The sequence below is a fragment of the Cytobacillus sp. FSL K6-0265 genome, from assembly GCF_038003465.1.
Classification (GTDB): domain Bacteria; phylum Bacillota; class Bacilli; order Bacillales; family Cytobacillaceae; genus Cytobacillus; species Cytobacillus stercorigallinarum.
In genome coordinates this window covers 3,953,553-3,968,871 of sequence record NZ_JBBOPE010000001.1, presented here as the reverse complement: position 1 = coordinate 3,968,871, position 15,319 = coordinate 3,953,553, and the positions used below count along the sequence as shown (strand labels likewise).

The 15,319-nt window shown below is 38.8% G+C and carries 17 protein-coding genes; 8 read left to right on the top strand and 9 right to left on the bottom strand.

Annotation, left to right across the window (positions count from 1 at the left end):
- Window positions 1-16 precede the first annotated feature (16 nt).
- Window positions 17-1,192 carry a chromate efflux transporter gene (gene chrA / locus MHH73_RS20125; protein ID WP_341068963.1) on the bottom strand — a complete coding sequence of 392 codons (1,176 nt, stop codon included), beginning with the start codon at window positions 1,190-1,192 and terminating at the stop codon, window positions 17-19.
- Between the two features lie 11 nt (window positions 1,193-1,203).
- Window positions 1,204-1,563 (bottom strand): PadR family transcriptional regulator, encoded by a 360-nt coding sequence (locus tag MHH73_RS20120; protein ID WP_191813346.1) that lies wholly within the window; start codon window positions 1,561-1,563, stop codon window positions 1,204-1,206.
- A gap of 205 nt (window positions 1,564-1,768) precedes the next feature.
- On the opposite strand from MHH73_RS20120, the gene MHH73_RS20115 reads away from it, so the two are divergent.
- The 6 genes from MHH73_RS20115 (at window position 1,769) to MHH73_RS20090 (ending at window position 7,899) form a co-directional block, all read left to right on the top strand.
- Window positions 1,769-2,572, top strand: coding sequence for a class I fructose-bisphosphate aldolase (locus tag MHH73_RS20115; RefSeq protein WP_341068961.1), 804 nt, complete (start codon window positions 1,769-1,771; stop codon window positions 2,570-2,572).
- Window positions 2,573-2,654: 82 nt separating this feature from the next.
- Window positions 2,655-3,206, top strand: a complete 552-nt coding sequence (locus tag MHH73_RS20110) for a glycerol-3-phosphate responsive antiterminator (protein WP_191813341.1) — start codon at window positions 2,655-2,657, stop codon at window positions 3,204-3,206.
- A gap of 118 nt (window positions 3,207-3,324) precedes the next feature.
- On the top strand, window positions 3,325-4,587 hold the full coding sequence (locus MHH73_RS20105) for a PTS galactitol transporter subunit IIC (protein ID WP_191813339.1): 1,263 nt from the start codon (window positions 3,325-3,327) through the stop codon (window positions 4,585-4,587).
- A gap of 11 nt (window positions 4,588-4,598) precedes the next feature.
- Window positions 4,599-6,116: an FGGY-family carbohydrate kinase gene (locus MHH73_RS20100; RefSeq protein ID WP_341068959.1), complete on the top strand. Its 1,518-nt coding sequence runs from the start codon at window positions 4,599-4,601 to the stop codon at window positions 6,114-6,116.
- 2 nt (window positions 6,117-6,118) lie between these two features.
- Entirely contained in the window at window positions 6,119-6,880 is a 762-nt protein-coding gene (locus MHH73_RS20095; RefSeq protein WP_341068957.1) for an SDR family NAD(P)-dependent oxidoreductase, read from the top strand.
- A 14-nt stretch (window positions 6,881-6,894) separates the two neighbouring features.
- Window positions 6,895-7,899, top strand: coding sequence for a 2-hydroxyacid dehydrogenase (locus tag MHH73_RS20090; protein ID WP_341068956.1), 1,005 nt, complete (start codon window positions 6,895-6,897; stop codon window positions 7,897-7,899).
- Between the two features lie 89 nt (window positions 7,900-7,988).
- Here the strand turns inward: MHH73_RS20090 and MHH73_RS20085 are convergent, their stop codons facing one another.
- From MHH73_RS20085 to MHH73_RS20055, 7 genes are all read right to left on the bottom strand, one after another.
- Window positions 7,989-8,675, bottom strand: a complete 687-nt coding sequence (locus MHH73_RS20085; protein WP_341068954.1) for an N-acetylmuramoyl-L-alanine amidase — start codon at window positions 8,673-8,675, stop codon at window positions 7,989-7,991.
- A 556-nt stretch (window positions 8,676-9,231) separates the two neighbouring features.
- On the bottom strand, window positions 9,232-9,408 hold the full coding sequence (locus tag MHH73_RS20080) for a hypothetical protein (protein WP_191813328.1): 177 nt from the start codon (window positions 9,406-9,408) through the stop codon (window positions 9,232-9,234).
- Between the two features lie 89 nt (window positions 9,409-9,497).
- Window positions 9,498-9,698: a cold-shock protein gene (locus MHH73_RS20075; RefSeq protein ID WP_095371726.1), complete on the bottom strand. Its 201-nt coding sequence runs from the start codon at window positions 9,696-9,698 to the stop codon at window positions 9,498-9,500.
- 279 nt (window positions 9,699-9,977) lie between these two features.
- Window positions 9,978-10,793 (bottom strand): ABC transporter ATP-binding protein, encoded by an 816-nt coding sequence (locus MHH73_RS20070; RefSeq protein WP_191813326.1) that lies wholly within the window; start codon window positions 10,791-10,793, stop codon window positions 9,978-9,980.
- Window positions 10,793-11,824 (bottom strand): FecCD family ABC transporter permease, encoded by a 1,032-nt coding sequence (locus MHH73_RS20065; protein WP_191813324.1) that lies wholly within the window; start codon window positions 11,822-11,824, stop codon window positions 10,793-10,795. The genes MHH73_RS20070 and MHH73_RS20065 overlap by 1 nt, the downstream gene beginning before the upstream one ends.
- On the bottom strand, window positions 11,821-12,855 hold the full coding sequence (locus MHH73_RS20060) for a FecCD family ABC transporter permease (protein ID WP_191813322.1): 1,035 nt from the start codon (window positions 12,853-12,855) through the stop codon (window positions 11,821-11,823). Before MHH73_RS20060 ends, MHH73_RS20065 begins: the two co-directional genes overlap by 4 nt.
- The gene (locus MHH73_RS20055; protein WP_191813320.1) at window positions 12,848-13,912 is read right to left on the bottom strand and encodes an ABC transporter substrate-binding protein; all 1,065 of its coding nucleotides are present in this window, start codon (window positions 13,910-13,912) and stop codon (window positions 12,848-12,850) included. Before MHH73_RS20055 ends, MHH73_RS20060 begins: the two co-directional genes overlap by 8 nt.
- 228 nt (window positions 13,913-14,140) lie before the next feature.
- Here MHH73_RS20055 and MHH73_RS20050 point away from each other — a divergent pair, with 228 nt between their 5' ends.
- Together MHH73_RS20050 and MHH73_RS20045 are read left to right on the top strand one after the other, a co-directional pair.
- Window positions 14,141-14,659 carry a hypothetical protein gene (locus MHH73_RS20050; protein WP_341068951.1) on the top strand — a complete coding sequence of 173 codons (519 nt, stop codon included), beginning with the start codon at window positions 14,141-14,143 and terminating at the stop codon, window positions 14,657-14,659.
- Window positions 14,629-15,006, top strand: coding sequence for a hypothetical protein (locus tag MHH73_RS20045; protein WP_341068949.1), 378 nt, complete (start codon window positions 14,629-14,631; stop codon window positions 15,004-15,006). The genes MHH73_RS20050 and MHH73_RS20045 overlap by 31 nt, the downstream gene beginning before the upstream one ends.
- Window positions 15,007-15,319: the final 313 nt, after the last annotated feature.

Sequence of the window (15,319 nt, the reverse complement as noted above, 5' to 3'; positions counted from 1 at the left end):
TTTACAATAACGGCTTTCAAGTCATTTCTATTAATACTCCCCCTAGTGCTCCAGCTAAAACAATGAGCCACGGTGGAAGTTTCCAATAAACCAACATAAAGAATAATATGGCTGCTAAGGAAAAATCTAATGGCGTAATCATGGCACTCGTCCATATGGGCTTATAAAAGGCTGATATTAATATTCCAACAACTGCAGCATTAATGGCAATGAATGCTCCTTTTATATGTTGATTCTTTCTTAATGAATGCCAAAAAGGTAAGACACCAAAGATCAGTAGTATGGCAGGTAAAAAGATAGAAAATGTTGCAACCATACCTCCTAACCAACCATTCATATCCGCGCCAATAAATGCTGCAAAGGTAAATAGAGGTCCAGGCACAGCCTGAGCAGCCGCGTACCCTGATAAAAAGGCTTCTTCACTAATTAATCCAGTAGGAACAAATTCTCTTTCTAATAAGGGAAGAACGACATGTCCTCCTCCAAATACCAATGCCCCAGCCCGGTAGAAACTGTCAACCATACTTAGCCAAGTACTTGAAATTAAATTGTTTAAAATCGGAAGGATGGTTAAGAGCCCAAAAAATAAACTTAAGCAAACCAATCCTATCTTCTTTGATAACGGTACTTGTAATGATAAACCGTCATGCTCCTCTTTTTTACTAAACATAAAATAACCAAGCAATCCAGCTACAAGAATGACCCCAATTTGCGATAGGTTATGGGGAATAAGTAAGGTGATTAAAAGCGCGAATAAAGCGATTGATTTCCTAGTCAAGTCAGGGGTTAAACTCTTCGCCATTCCTAAAATCGCATGAGCAACAATGACCACAGCAACTATTTTCAACCCTTGGATAATACCAAATTCCAATAGACCAAGCTGTTGAGCAAAATAAGCGAATAAAATAAGAGCAATGACTGAGGGCATTGTAAAGCCAATAAAAGATACAATCCCACCTAAAACGCCACCTCTCATGACCCCAATGCCAATGCCGACTTGACTGCTTGCTGGGCCAGGTAAAAATTGACTTAATGCTACAAGATCGGCATAACTTTTTTCATCCATCCATTTTCTTTTACGAACATATTCCTGATGAAAGTAACCTAAATGCGCGACTGGTCCTCCAAAAGAGGTGAAACCAAGTCTTGTTGATACAATGAAAATTTCAAGTAGTTGTTTAAAGTATTGCATGCAGGACCCCTTTATTCTTTAATTTCTTTGAATAATTCATATGCTTTTGCTCTTGCTTCAATTAAGATAGCTGCACCTTTTTCAGTAATGCGATAATATTTTCTTATTTTTCCATCTACCAATTGCTCCTCTTTTAGCAATAAACCATCAGCTTCCATCCCGTGGAGTATTGGGTATAGTGTACCTGCGCTAATGGTATAACCATGTTCTCTTAATTCGTCCAACATCCAGCTCCCATATATGGGGTGCTCCTTCGCATGATGTAAAATATGAATATGGATAAAGCCTAAAAATAACTTTCTTATTATTTTATTGTTTTCCAAAGTAAAGACTCCTTGATTTGTAAAATCGATATCGGTTTTCGATTTCATAGTAATATAAATTTTCGTTTATGTAAATATGTAAAGAGTTTAATTCTCTTTGACTAGGGTGTTATTTTTCTGATAATATAGAAGTATCAAAATAAAATATAACCATTTTGGTCATGTGTTCATGAGAGACCTCAATAAATCGTTAGCTTAAATAGTTAATGCATTTTTTGAGGTCTTTTTTATGGTTTAGAAAGGATGAGGTTATATGTTTAAAGCAAGAAGATTGCGAAGAATATTTTCTGAAGATGGGAAAGCATTAGTTCTCGCTCTGGATGGGTTTTATTTTTCAAACAAAACAAATGGGATTGAACAATCGATTAAATTATTGCCTGAAATGATTGAACAGGGTCTAGATGCCATATTAGTTACTTACGGAATGGCTAAAATGTATGTGGAAGAGTTTTCTGGTGTAGGTATGCTATTGCGTGCAGATATGTCTAGTAAAATTTATGATCCAAGTGTACCTTTTACTCAAACTACCTTTTCAGTTGAAGATGCATTGAGAATAGGAGCAGATGGTGTGATATCCATGACTTTTCCAGGTGCTAAAAATGAGGGCGTTGCTCATGAAATTGCTTTGAAATTAGCGAAAGACGCAGATCATTGGCAGATGCCTTTTATGTGTGAAACCTTACCTTATGGTTATGCTGTAACAAATGAAGCCTCCAATAGACCTGAAGTCATTGCCACAGCTGCTAGGTTAGGTACAGAATTAGGAGCAGATATAATTAAAACAAGGTTTACAGGTACGTTGGATGATCAGTTAATTGTTCAGGCTGCTAAACGTCCAGTATTAGCATTGGGTGGGCCAAAGACAAATGATTTTAAAGAGTATTTAGAGTTTGTTCATCATTGTATGAATGTTGGGGCAAAGGGAGTAGCGGTAGGGAGAAACGTAACACAAAATGAACATCCTGTTGCTGCTATAGCGGCACTTCATACGATTATTCATAAAGGTGGCAATGTGGCCGAAGCCCATCAGGATTATAAGGCATTAAGCGAAAGATAGGGTCATAGACTGGAAGTAAAACAGATTGACACTCTTTTGTAAGCGTTTTACGATAAAATTATCAAATAATAGAAGGTGTCATATGTTTAATGAAAAAACAGTTATTCCATCCATTCGACAGTTAAAATATTTAGATGATGCTTTAAAGAGTCAGTCGCCATTTATATTGTTATCTGATGTTCATATTGGTAACTTAGGTCAATTAACGAAAAGATGCCATGAACATAATAAAAAAGTACTTGTCCATATTGATTTAGTCGAAGGATTAACAAAGGATGCAAAAGGTGTAAAGTGGTTGAAAGATTTATTTAAAGTTGATGGGGTCATTTCACCCAATCAGCGTGTTCTCCAACAAGCAAGGAAGATAGGGTTAATAGCAATATATCGAATTTTTCTATTGGATTCACGTTCTTTTGAACAATCTCTTAGTGCTTTAAATGGATCGCAATTCGATGCAGTAGAAGTTCTACCAGGTCCATTTGCGACTCAGTATATTAAACGTATTAGAGAGGTTTTGCCACATAAACCATTGTTGGCAGGGGGATTTATTGATCAAAAAGAACAACTTGATTCTGTTTTTGCAGCTGGCTTTTTGGCTGTAACAACGAGTCAACCTTCTTTATGGTTATATTAACAAAAAAATAGATTTGAGGGTTCAGTGTCCATGAGAAAACCCCCATATGGAATGGGTATGTGTAGTACCTTTTCTTTGTGGGGGAATTTTTTAATTTAAAGTGTTTAGGGGGAGCTTTATGGAACTGATAAATTGGGTAATTGATTTAGGTCCATCTGTCATGATGCCGATTATTTTCTTTATATTGGCACTATGCTTCAGGGTACCTATTGGTAAAGCATTTAAAGCTGCCATGCTAGTTGGAATTGGTTTTGTTGGTATTAATCTCATTATAACCTTATTGCTTGAAAGTATTGGACCAGCTGCAGAATCAATGGTTGAGCGTTTTAATTTGAACTTAACTATTATAGATCCAGGCTGGCCAGTAGCTGCAGCGGTTGGTTGGGGTTCACCAATAGTGCCATTCGCTGTTTTTGGGCTTATACTAGTAAATATAATACTGCTTTTCTTGAAGGCAACAAAAACAGTGAATATTGATATCTTTAATTTTTGGATTTTTATGATTGTTGGCGCAATTGTTTACACACTCTCAGGAAGTATTTGGTTAGGGGTTGTAGCATCAATTGTACATTTTCTAGTGACACTCTATATTGCGGACAAGACAGCTACCCGTATACAAGAGGATTATCAATTAAAAGGTATTTCATTTCCACATGGGACTACGGCCATATTTGTTCCTGTGGGTATAGCGATCAATTGGATAATAGAAAGAATTCCAGGTTTAAGAGATGTAAAGGCAGATCCTGAAACGGTTACAAAGAAGTTTGGGATATTTGGAGAGCCTATGACATTGGGCGCAATTATAGGAACATTATTAGGAATTTTAGCTGGGTTTGATGTAGCGGCTGTAATGACACTAGGCATAACAGTTGCGGCAGTAATGGTACTACTACCTAAAATGGTTGATGTGCTTGTGGAAGGTTTAAATATTATTAGAGAAGCTGCTGAAACTTTTCTAAAGAGAAGATTTCCAGATCGAGAGTTTTATATTGCGATGGACACGGCATTATTGATTGCAAGGCCAGCGGTGTTGGCTACTGGTTTACTAATGATACCGACGACATTATTACTCGCTGTTATTTTACCAGGTAATCGTTTATTGCCATTCACTGATTTGGCATCGCTTTCATTTCTGTTTGCCATGTGTGCGCCATATCTTAAACAAAATATGGTGAGATTATATATAACCGGAATAGCTATTATGACATTAGTGCTTTATATAGGGACAGATATTGCTGCTGGTTTTACAGAAGCTGCTAACCTATCTAATGTCACTTTACCAAGTAGTATTCATGAAAAGACAGAGCTTGCTAATCTTGTTGGTGGAGCGACCACACCGTTAGGGTGGATAATTATTAAGATTGCTGGATTATTATCTTAGGGGGTAGAACAATGGAGAAGTATATTATGGGAATCGATAATGGAGGTACGATCACAAAAGCAGCATTATATACTTTGAGTGGCAAAGAAATTGGCATAGCATCAAAAAAGACAAAAATGATTATGCCAAAACCCTATCATACTGAACGTGATATGTATGAATTATGGGAAGCGAATCTGGCAGTCATTCGAGAATTAATTAATAATTATTCAATTGATACAAGCACGATTGTGGGTCTTGCCATTACTGGACATGGGAATGGTTTATATCTATCAGATAAAAAAGGGGAGCCTGTATATAACGGGATTATCTCGACCGATAATCGTGCCAAGAAATATATAGAAGAATGGTATGGCGATAGTCGTTTTGAAGAAAAGGTGCTACCAAAGACAATGCAATCTGTTTGGGCTGGTCAGCCTGTAGCGTTACTACGATGGTTAAAGGATCACCAACCATCTGTTATAGAAGCGGCAGATTATATATTTACTGTGAAAGATTATATACGCTTCAAATTAACGGGCGAAGCTTTTCTAGAACTAACAGATGTCTCAGGAACAAATTTGTTAAATGTCCGCGACCGCTGTTATGATCAACAATTATTATCCTTTTTTGGTATCGATGATCTCATAGATAAATTACCGCCACTTAAACAGTCAACAGATTATTGTGGGGCCATTACTAAAGAGATAGCTGATATGACAGGGTTAAAAGAAGGAACGCCTGTTGCGGGTGGGATTTTTGATATCGCAGCTTCCGCAGTTGCCTCAGGTTTGGTAAAAGAAGACCGGTTAGCGATTGTTGCAGGTACATGGAGTATAAATGAATATATTACGAAGAAACCGGTCATTGATCGTGAGTTATTTATGACATCAATTTATTGCTTGGATGACTATTGGTTAACCACGGAAGCAAGCCCGACCTCAGCAAGTAATCTGGAATGGTTTATTGATCATTTTATGATAGAAGAAAAACAACAATGTGCCCTGACAGGTCAATCGATCTATGATATTTGTAATGAGCTGGTGGAAGAAACGACACCAGAGGAGAGTCAGCTTGTATTCTTCCCGTTTTTATTCGGTTCAAATACAGTGCCACATGCTACATCATGCTTTATTGGAATGAATAGTTGGCATGAAAAGAAACATTTTATTCGAGCCGTTTATGAAGGGATTGTTTTTGGACATATCTATCATATTGAAAGGTTGTTAAAATATATTGAAAAACCTGAAGCTTCTAGAATAGCTGGCGGTGTGACAAAATCTGATGTGTGGTTACAGATATTTGCTGATAGCTTGCAAATACCATTAGAAATTGTGGAAGTAAAAGAGCATGGAACATTGGGAACTGCCATGTGTGCAGCAGTTATGAACGGGGACTACGAATCAGTTAAAGAAGCAGCTGAAGCAATGGTTAAGGTGAATCGTGTTATTCAACCTCGCCCTGAAAAAAAGGCAATCTATGAAAATAAATATCAACAGTATAAAGAGACACTAGCGAAAATGGAAGAGGTATGGAAGGTAGGGAGATAAGGATGGATTTAGGTTTAAGGGGAAAAACAGCCGTTGTGACCGGCGCCTCTCGTGGCGTAGGCAAAGAGATTGCTAGAACACTTGGTAGAGAGGGGGCGAATGTTGTCCTTACTTACCAAGGGAACAGAGAACAAGCAGAGGCAGTAGTTAAAGAGATAGAAGGGTATGGACAAAAATCAGTGGCTATTCAACTGGACCTCTCGAATGAGGAAGCAGTAGCAGAGTTAGTGGAAAAGGCAAGTGAACGGATAGAAGTATCTATTGATATTTTAGTTAATAATGCTGCGGTATGGCCAACCAATTATATTAAAGATATGTCATTGCAAGAATGGCAGAAGACAATCGGAATTAATCTGGATAGTGTGTTTCTAACTTCACAAGGGTTTATCAAACACTGTTTATTTCATAAGAAAAGTGGTCGTATTTTAAATATTACTTCACAGGCAGCGTTTTATGGCTCAACAACAGGCCATTCACACTATGCAGCTAGTAAGTCTGGGATGATTGCGTTTGCGATCTCACTTGCTAGAGAACATGCAAAGGATGACATTACAGTTAATAACTTGGCACTCGGTATTGTAGAAACCGATATGATTAAAGATTCTTTACAGCAAAAAGGCGACTATTATGTCAATCGGATTCCAGTTGGTAGAGTAGCAAAACCAGAAGAAATGGCAGATATTGCGGCTTTTTTAGTATCAGAAAAATCTAAGTATATGACCGGGGCGACAGTTGATGCTACTGGCGGAATGTTAATGAGATAAGGAGAGAAGCACAGATGAAATGTTTAGCTATTGCGGATTTATTCATCACGAAGGAAATGATGGAACAAGGATTAAACACTTTAATAGATAGTGGTTTCGAGTTGACGATTCGAGAGTGGCGACATGAGAATTTAGAAGCGTTGCAAAAGGATAATCTTGCTATCGAGCAACAAGGTAGTGAGGTAGTATGTTTACCAGAAAACTTATATGACGATATCGATCAGTATGATGTGATCATTACACAATTTGCACCTATTGGCCAAAAAGTGATTGAGAAAGCCACATCTCTTAAATTAATAGGTGTTTTACGGGGTGGTGTAGAAAATATTCACATAAATGAGGCTAAAGCAAGAGGGGTAGAAGTGATTAATACTCCCGGTAGAAATGCAAGAAGTGTAGCTGAATTTACGGTGGGCATGATTCTATCTGAAATTCGAAATATTGCCCGTTCACATGCTGCCTTAAAACAAGGAGATTGGCGCAAAGATTTTAGTAATGTTGATTTCGTACCAGAATTAGAAGATAGAACAATAGGGATAATTGGATATGGTCATATTGGGCAACTTGTTGGAAAATTTCTAAGTGGTTTTGATACTAGAATTATTTTCTATGATCCTTATTTTCAGGGGGAAACAGCATTTGAAGAAGTTGATTTAGAGACTTTATTGTCAGATTCAGATGTTGTGACTCTACATGGGAGATTAACGGAGGAAACGAAGCATCTTATCCGGTATGAACAGTTAGCAATGATGAAAAATACGGCTGTTCTTATCAACACAGCTAGATCGGGATTAGTATGTGAAGATGATCTTATTCGAGCATTAAATGAGAAGCAAATTGCTGGTGCAGCTATTGATACCTTTGACCAAGAACCTTTAGGAGAGGCGAGCCCGTTTGTAGACCTTGATAATGTAACAATTACGGCGCATTTAGCTGGGACCACAATAGATGCTTTTAAAAATACGCCAAAAAAATTAGGTAAGTTAATTCTACAATGGAAAGAGAGTCAAGAGGCATAAGAGGGTTTTATTAGAAATAGAAAGTCGGGCTTGTTCGGTTTAGGGGCAGCCCGACTTTCACTTTTAAAAATAGTTGTTGCACGAATCATTTACTTCACCCGCAAAACTTGCCCTGGATAAATTGTATAATTAGCATCTAAGCCATTCCAACTTTGGATTTGTGCAATCGTGCTTCCATACCTTTGTGATAAGGCGTATACAGTATCTCCGCTGACAACTGTATGATGGATAGCGCCACCTGAAGGAACCAGGTTGAAGGCGCGTACGAGTCCATTTACATGTCCTTGGGCAATGGCTTGAATAAATGAAGCTTGTTTTAATTTATTAGCATCAGCGACTGTGTCAATAAAACCGTTCTCTGTTAAAATGGCCGGCATATTGCTTTCTCTTAATACATGAAAGTTGGCTTGTTTTTTACCACGATCGGCGAAGTTAACGACTTTCATTATTTCTTCATGAATGATATTTTGATAGGTTGTTGTAGGAGTGCTGGATCCAGGATAGATATAATCCTCATAGCCAGTACCGCCACCGGCATTAATATGAATGGATAAGTAATAATTTGCCCCCCAAGCGTTGGCATCATTTGTTCTTTGGGTAAGGGAAACGGTTTGGTCATTTGTTCGACTCATTCTCACTTCGGCATTACTATATCCTGATAATAAATCTCTCACTTTAATCGCTATTTGTAATGTGAGATTCTTTTCTTGTAAACCATTCCCGACAGCTCCTGAATCGGTACCGCCATGACCTGGATCAATGTATATTTTGACCATATGAAAAATACCTCCTTTTTTAATAGCTTTATGCAGGGAGTAGCATTACTGCTTGTACACTTAAACTATTTTTGGTGTTGATTCGTAAAAAAAAGGAGGTTTAGTAGGGGAAAGTGGAGATTAAGAGAGGTATGAAAATAAGAAGGCAGTAATTTTTTCTTTCATTACTGCTCTCCATCACGTACTACATGTGCTATCCTTTTCGATATTGGCATAATCGGTATGCTTCAATATCTTCATAGTAATCAGATAGGCAAGGAAATCGGCGATATGTACCATCCCCACTTGTTCGTTGGAGAAGGACCGTTCGTATGTCCCAAAGTTTAGCCATCTGTCCGATTTAATGGGACACCGATAAAGGCTTTGATACCAAGTGCTTCGGTCATTTTATTGCCTGCTTTTTTGGCTATCTATGCAGAATTGACATCTAAGTTTTTAGTTAACAAACCAATTATTTAGTAGAAGTATCCACTAGTGATTGGTGTACCCTCAACGAACATCTCTTCAAAATTGATTGATACTATAATTTAGAATCATTGATTACAGATGGAAGAGCTTAATTCTTTTCGTTCTTCATCAATTCTTCTTCAAAGAAAAATGTGCCAGGATATTTATCAACGACATAAGAGTACCTTTTCATATTTTTTACATACTGACTTTTTGAAATGATCACTTGCTCTTTCGTTTTTTTTATACTTACCTTTTCCCCGATACGAAACATTTCTACGCTCATCATCTCAATCCCTTTCATTAGTGAAGATAATGTGTTCTTATAGTGAATGAAAAAAAGACCCCTAGATGGAGTCTTTCATTCTATAGTAATTATGCTTTGTTAACGTTAGCAGCTTGTAGGCCACGTTGACCTTGCTCGATGTCAAATGTTACTTTTTGACCTTCGTCTAAAGATTTGAATCCTTCGCTTTGAATCGCGCTGAAATGTACGAATACATCTTCTCCGCCTTCTTGCTCAATAAATCCGAATCCTTTTTCTGCGTTAAACCATTTTACTGTACCTGTTTCCATGTTATCGTCTCCTATTGTGGGAATTCCACAAATGTATTACTACCCTTGTTCAATCATACGATCTTAAGATTAAAAATTTCTTGGAAGAGATTTCCTCTCTCTCAATTTTACACCGAACAAAAATAATTAACTTCATCATAACATCTATCCATGAGATTAGCAAATACAGGAAGGGTGTTTTTTTGTTGGAAAGATTTGCAATAGGTGATGAATAGCGTTGTTCCTATACAAATTGTGAAAAAAAAGATACCCGCTAGTAACTTAGCGAGTATCTTATCCTTATAATGAGTCATTTACTTGTACATGGTACCGTCCTCTAGGCACAACCAATGGAGAGAGGGAGACAGGATCGTTGATAACCATACAATCTAGACCAAAGACTTGTTTCACGAGGTCACTGGTGATGACTTCAGAAGGCTCACCTTCTGCAATGAGTTGTCCTTTTTCTAATGCGAAAATATAATCGGCATAGCGTGCGGAAAGATTAATATCGTGCAGCACCATGACAATCGTAGTACCATAATTCCGGTTCAAGTCTGTTAATAAATCTAGTATTTCTACTTGATAGGCAATGTCTAAAAACGTCGTGGGTTCATCTAGAAACAAAATATCCGTTTGTTGCGTCAGTGCCATAGCGATCCATACTCTTTGCCGCTGTCCACCAGATAGTTCGTCAATATTACGATCAGCCAGTTCTGCGATATTCATAATTTCCATTGCTTCTGCTACCGCTTCATAATCCTTCTTAGACCAACCACTGAACATTTTCTGGTGAGGATAACGCCCCCTACCAACGAGGTCAGTTACTGTAATCCCCTCTGGCACAATAGGGGACTGTGGTAAAATACCGAGTACCCGAGCGAGTTGCTTCGGGGGAATCTGATCAATTGATTTCCCATCAAGAATAACTTGACCGGACTGTGGTTTGATTAGTCTCGCCATCGTTTTTAACAAAGTCGATTTCCCACAAGCATTTGCCCCGATAATGACATTTATCTTATTGCTTGGAATCTCCACATCCAACCCGTGAAGAATCGTCTTTTGATCATAGCCGGCTACGACTTCCTTCGTTTCAAATTGGTGTATTGTTTTCATTATAAACTACCCTTTCGATTCATACGGATAAGTAAGTAAATTAGATATGGTGCCCCGAGTAAACCAGTAACAATACCAACAGGATATCTAGTTGTAAAAGCAAATTGACCAATCAAGTCAGCTGCTAAAACAAGATTCACACCAACGAGGCCTGCAGGAATAACATTAGAATACCCGACACCAACTAGTCTTTTTGCAATCGGTCCAGCTAAAAAGGCAACAAAAGCAATCGGTCCGGTCGTTGCAGTGGCAATGGCTAGCATGGCGACTGAGCTAAGTACAAGGAGTATTCTTGTTTGATTCGTATTGAGTCCGAGTGATGTCGCGGATTCTTCACCTAATTCAAGAATGCCGAGCTGTCTACCCAAAATTGCCACAATAGGCGCAAAAAGGATGACAGTAATCATTAATGGAATCGTTGAATCTAGCTGAGCACCATTCAAGCTACCGTTTAACCATCGTAAGGCAGTAGGTATATCTTCTTGCGCGCCTCGCATTAATAGAAAAGAAATTGCTGCACTCAACATAGCTTGGATACCAATACCGACTAGTATTAAACGTCCGATGGAAAAAGATTTTCCTTTAGATAAAATAAATATAAGGAAAACCGTTAATAATCCAGCAATGACTGATGCAATAGATACGACCGTGTTACTTGTATGGAAAATAAGAATACAAATTAAAGCGGCCACACTTGAGCCAGCAGTAATACCGAGAATATCGGGGTTAGCAAGCGGGTTCCTTAGCATCGTTTGAAATGTATTCCCTGCGATACCAAAAGCAATGCCTGCAAAAAAACCGGCTAACATTCTCGGGAGACGGATTGTATTGACGGCAAAGGAAGCACCGCCAGCAGCATCCCCTGTTAGCGCACTCCAAATCTCTTGTGGTGGATAATAAGAGTTACCAAACATAAGCATGGCGCAGCATAAGGCTAAGGCTGTAGCAAAGAGTAAGCTATTAATCAGTAACCAGCGCTGTCTTCTTTTTTTTCGTCCTTGTTTAATAACGGATAACAATGAATGTCTCATAGTGAACGCACCTTCATTCTAATCGCTAAAAATATTAATAAAGGCGCACCGATAAAGGCTGTCACAACTCCAGCTTCTAACTCCCCGGGGCTACCGATGAGTCGACCTATGATATCAGCGATTGTTAAAATGACTGCCCCTGATATCGCTGACATGGGAATGGTGAATCTAAGGTCAGCACCTAGAATGAGTCGCATCAAGTGCATCGCTAATAAACCGACAAAGCCAATTGGACCGGCTAGTGCAGTCGCGGCGCCACATAAAATGACCCCTGCAAATGCAGCGATTAAACGAATCATACCGGTTCTGACACCTTGTCCGGTAGCCACTTCGTCCCCGAGTGCTAATGCATTTAAAGCAGAAGCAGTCATAATCGCGAGCAAAATTCCTATAATTAAAAAAGGTAAGAATGTGAGGATTAAGTCCCAGTTAGCAGACCCTACGCTACCTACTTGCCAAAATCTAAACTGATCCATGACATATGTACGGGATAGCATAATGGCACTAACGAGGGAAGAGAGAGCGGCACTTGTCGCTGCCCCTGCTAAGACGAGCTTAAGTGGGGTCGCACCTGAACCCCCCATAGAACCAATTCCATATACAAAAATGGCTGTTAGCATAGCGCCAACAATCGCAAACCAAATATATTCCGCTGCACTGCTAATTTGAAAAAAAGCAATCCCACAGACGACAAAAAGCGCTGCCCCTGTATTTACGCCAAGAATACTAGGGTCAGCAATTGGATTTCTTGTTACAGATTGCATGAGTGCACCGGAAACACCAAGAGCAGCACCACATAATAAACTAAAAACTGTACGAGGGATGCGTTCTTGCACAACACTTGAACTAAAAGACGCTACTTCTGGATGAAAAAGACCGGTGATTAACTCATTCCATGTTACAAACCTTGCGCCAAATGCCAAAGAGGCAACAACACATAAGCATAATAGAATGATAGATGCGGTGAGCACAATTATCAAATGCTTTGGTAGATGCCTTTTTGGGACTTGCTTTTCAATTAGATTATTCATCAACTTTCTCAACCGCATCTGCGATTAATTCTAAGTATTCATCGATTGTATATTCGATAGAAAGCGGGTTAGGATTCCCAGAAGCTGCAAGTGGTGTGTTGTTACCAATAAAGACAACCGATCCTCTTTCTATAGCCTTGATTTTGCCAAGACGAGCGTCTGCTTTTACAGCATCATATGTGCTTTCATCATTATAACCGATGATAATATCAGCATCATTAAGTACATCAGCATTTTCAGCACTCAAAGATAAAGAGAATGCATTTTCATCTTTGATTAGATTGGTAATACTCTCAGGTGTTTCTAATCCCATTTCCATAAGGAAAGACACACGTGGATCAGCAGGTGTATAGAGGTGGAACTGAGACAAATCGTTTGCTGAGAAGTTAGCCCAAACTACTTTTTTTCCCTTTAATTCAGGATATTCCGCAACTTTTTCCGCAACTAAATCCTCTGTATCTTTAATGAGTTGTTCTCCCTCTTGCTCCATCCCCATTCCTTTGGCATTTAGAAGAACTTGTTCACGCCATGTTGTTGTCCAAGGAGTAGTTGGATAGGCAACAACTGGTGCAATTTGTGTTAATAAATCGTAATCTTCTTGTGTAATTCCAGAGTAACCAGCAAGAATAACATCTGGGTTGGAGTCTGCAATCGCTTCAAAATCAAGACCATCTGTATCTTGATAAATATTAGGGTCTTTAATATCTAGTTCTTCAAGTTTCTTCGTAGTCCATGGAAGTAAGCCACTACCATCTTCTACACCATAGTTTGCTGCAGAAAAACCGACAGGTTCAACGCCTAAGGCTAGTACAACATCATGGTTCGCCCATTGAATCGTTGCCACTCTTTCAGGTTTTTCTTCAATCACTGTTTCACCAAAGGCGTGTTCAATCGTAATTGGATATTCTGTTTCGGATGCTTCATCTGTAGTTGTTTCTGCCTCTTTATCTTTTTCATCTTCAGAAGCAGTTGATTCATTATTTGAGCAACCAATTAAGGCAAACATGACGGTAGATACAAGTAATAGTAGTAATAAGAACGACTTCTTTGCTTTCATTTTTTTCCCCTTCTCTTCTATTAAACTGTGACAATCGTATGTAGTGATTTAATAACGATAATCATTCTCATTCAGTGTATAATTACCTAGAGTAGAAGTCAACGATTTTCGGAAATTTAAAACAACTTTATAGGTGAAGGATTAATGGAATCTAACTATTTTTGATAGGATTCTGTCATGTGGAAAATGTACAAAAGAAGAAATCATTGTTTGAAGGGAAATCCATGAATGGGGGATGGGGGGAGCATAGAAACGAGCATCACCGTACATGATCAAGAAATGGTCCACTTTCATGAGATAACTGCCAAGATGTATAGGCAAAAAGTAAATGCGCCCACAAGAGATGAGAAACCAGTCAAGATGTGTGGGCAAAAAACAAATGCGCCCACAAGAGATGAAAAACCAGTCAAGATGTGTGGACAAAAAATAAATGCACCCACAAGAGATGAAAAACCGGCTAAGATGTGTGGGCAAAAGTCAAATGCACACATAAGAGATGGGAAACTGGCTAAGATGTGTGGGCAAAAGGGAAATGCACACACAAGAGATAGGAAACTGGCTAAGATGTGTGGGCAAAAGGGAAATGCACACACAAGAGATAGGAAACCGGCTAAGATGTGTGGGCAAAAGGGAAATGCACACACAAGAGATGGGGAACTGGCTAAGATGTGTGGGCAAAAGGGAATGCGCCCACAAGAGATGAAAAACCAGCTAAGATGTGTGGGCAAAAGTCAAATGCACCCATAAGAGATGAAAAACTGGCTAAGATGTGTGGGCAAAAGTCAAATGCGCCCACAAGAGATGAAAAACCAGCTAAGATGTGTGGGCAAAAGTCAAATGCACCCATAAGAGATGAAAAACCGGCTAAGATGTGTGGGCAAAAGTCAAATGCGCCCACAAGAGATGAAAAACCAGCTAAGATGTGTGGGCAAAAGGGAAATGCGCCCACAAGAGATGAGAAACCAGCTAAGATGTGTGGGCAAAAAACAAATGCGCCCACAAGAAATGAGAAACCAGTCAAGATGTGTGGACAAAAAACAAATGCACCCACAAGAGATGAAAAACCGGCTAAGATGTATTGGCAAACCCCGTAAAACCCTACATCATATATCAAATATGTACATCGCTAGCTTGACACTGACAGTTGTAATGTAATTAGAGAGCGCAGCAAAGGAGCAGTCACGCCTTTAATATAGCCACCAGAATGCCGTGGTCGCCTCCTTTGACCGTGTGAAAACAATCACTCTAGATGACTACCAATATCATTTTGAGTGAATGTATAATAATACCAAGTGAATAAAAGGAGCTTATTCAAATTTATGAAGTTCACTCAAGCAGTTTTATCTCTGCTAGTTATCGTAACGATATTGTACTTGATGTAATCTTCATACGGTGCTATATGTCATT

Coding starts and splice junctions, on each gene's coding strand:
- MHH73_RS20060 (WP_191813322.1), bottom strand. CDS start 12,855: ATGAATAATCTAATTGAAAAGCAAGTCCCAAAAAGGCATCTACCAAAG.
- MHH73_RS20075 (WP_095371726.1), bottom strand. CDS start 9,698: ATGGAAACAGGTACAGTAAAATGGTTTAACGCAGAAAAAGGATTCGGA.
- MHH73_RS20115 (WP_341068961.1), top strand. CDS start 1,769: ATGTTTAAAGCAAGAAGATTGCGAAGAATATTTTCTGAAGATGGGAAA.
- MHH73_RS20105 (WP_191813339.1), top strand. CDS start 3,325: ATGGAACTGATAAATTGGGTAATTGATTTAGGTCCATCTGTCATGATG.
- MHH73_RS20095 (WP_341068957.1), top strand. CDS start 6,119: ATGGATTTAGGTTTAAGGGGAAAAACAGCCGTTGTGACCGGCGCCTCT.
- MHH73_RS20085 (WP_341068954.1), bottom strand. CDS start 8,675: ATGGTCAAAATATACATTGATCCAGGTCATGGCGGTACCGATTCAGGA.
- MHH73_RS20055 (WP_191813320.1), bottom strand. CDS start 13,912: ATGAAAGCAAAGAAGTCGTTCTTATTACTACTATTACTTGTATCTACC.
- MHH73_RS20100 (WP_341068959.1), top strand. CDS start 4,599: ATGGAGAAGTATATTATGGGAATCGATAATGGAGGTACGATCACAAAA.
- MHH73_RS20065 (WP_191813324.1), bottom strand. CDS start 11,824: ATGAGACATTCATTGTTATCCGTTATTAAACAAGGACGAAAAAAAAGA.
- MHH73_RS20090 (WP_341068956.1), top strand. CDS start 6,895: ATGAAATGTTTAGCTATTGCGGATTTATTCATCACGAAGGAAATGATG.
- chrA (WP_341068963.1), bottom strand. CDS start 1,192: ATGCAATACTTTAAACAACTACTTGAAATTTTCATTGTATCAACAAGA.
- MHH73_RS20045 (WP_341068949.1), top strand. CDS start 14,629: ATGTGTGGGCAAAAGTCAAATGCACCCATAAGAGATGAAAAACTGGCT.
- MHH73_RS20050 (WP_341068951.1), top strand. CDS start 14,141: ATGGGGGATGGGGGGAGCATAGAAACGAGCATCACCGTACATGATCAA.
- MHH73_RS20120 (WP_191813346.1), bottom strand. CDS start 1,563: ATGAAATCGAAAACCGATATCGATTTTACAAATCAAGGAGTCTTTACT.
- MHH73_RS20110 (WP_191813341.1), top strand. CDS start 2,655: ATGTTTAATGAAAAAACAGTTATTCCATCCATTCGACAGTTAAAATAT.
- MHH73_RS20070 (WP_191813326.1), bottom strand. CDS start 10,793: ATGAAAACAATACACCAATTTGAAACGAAGGAAGTCGTAGCCGGCTAT.
- MHH73_RS20080 (WP_191813328.1), bottom strand. CDS start 9,408: ATGAGCGTAGAAATGTTTCGTATCGGGGAAAAGGTAAGTATAAAAAAA.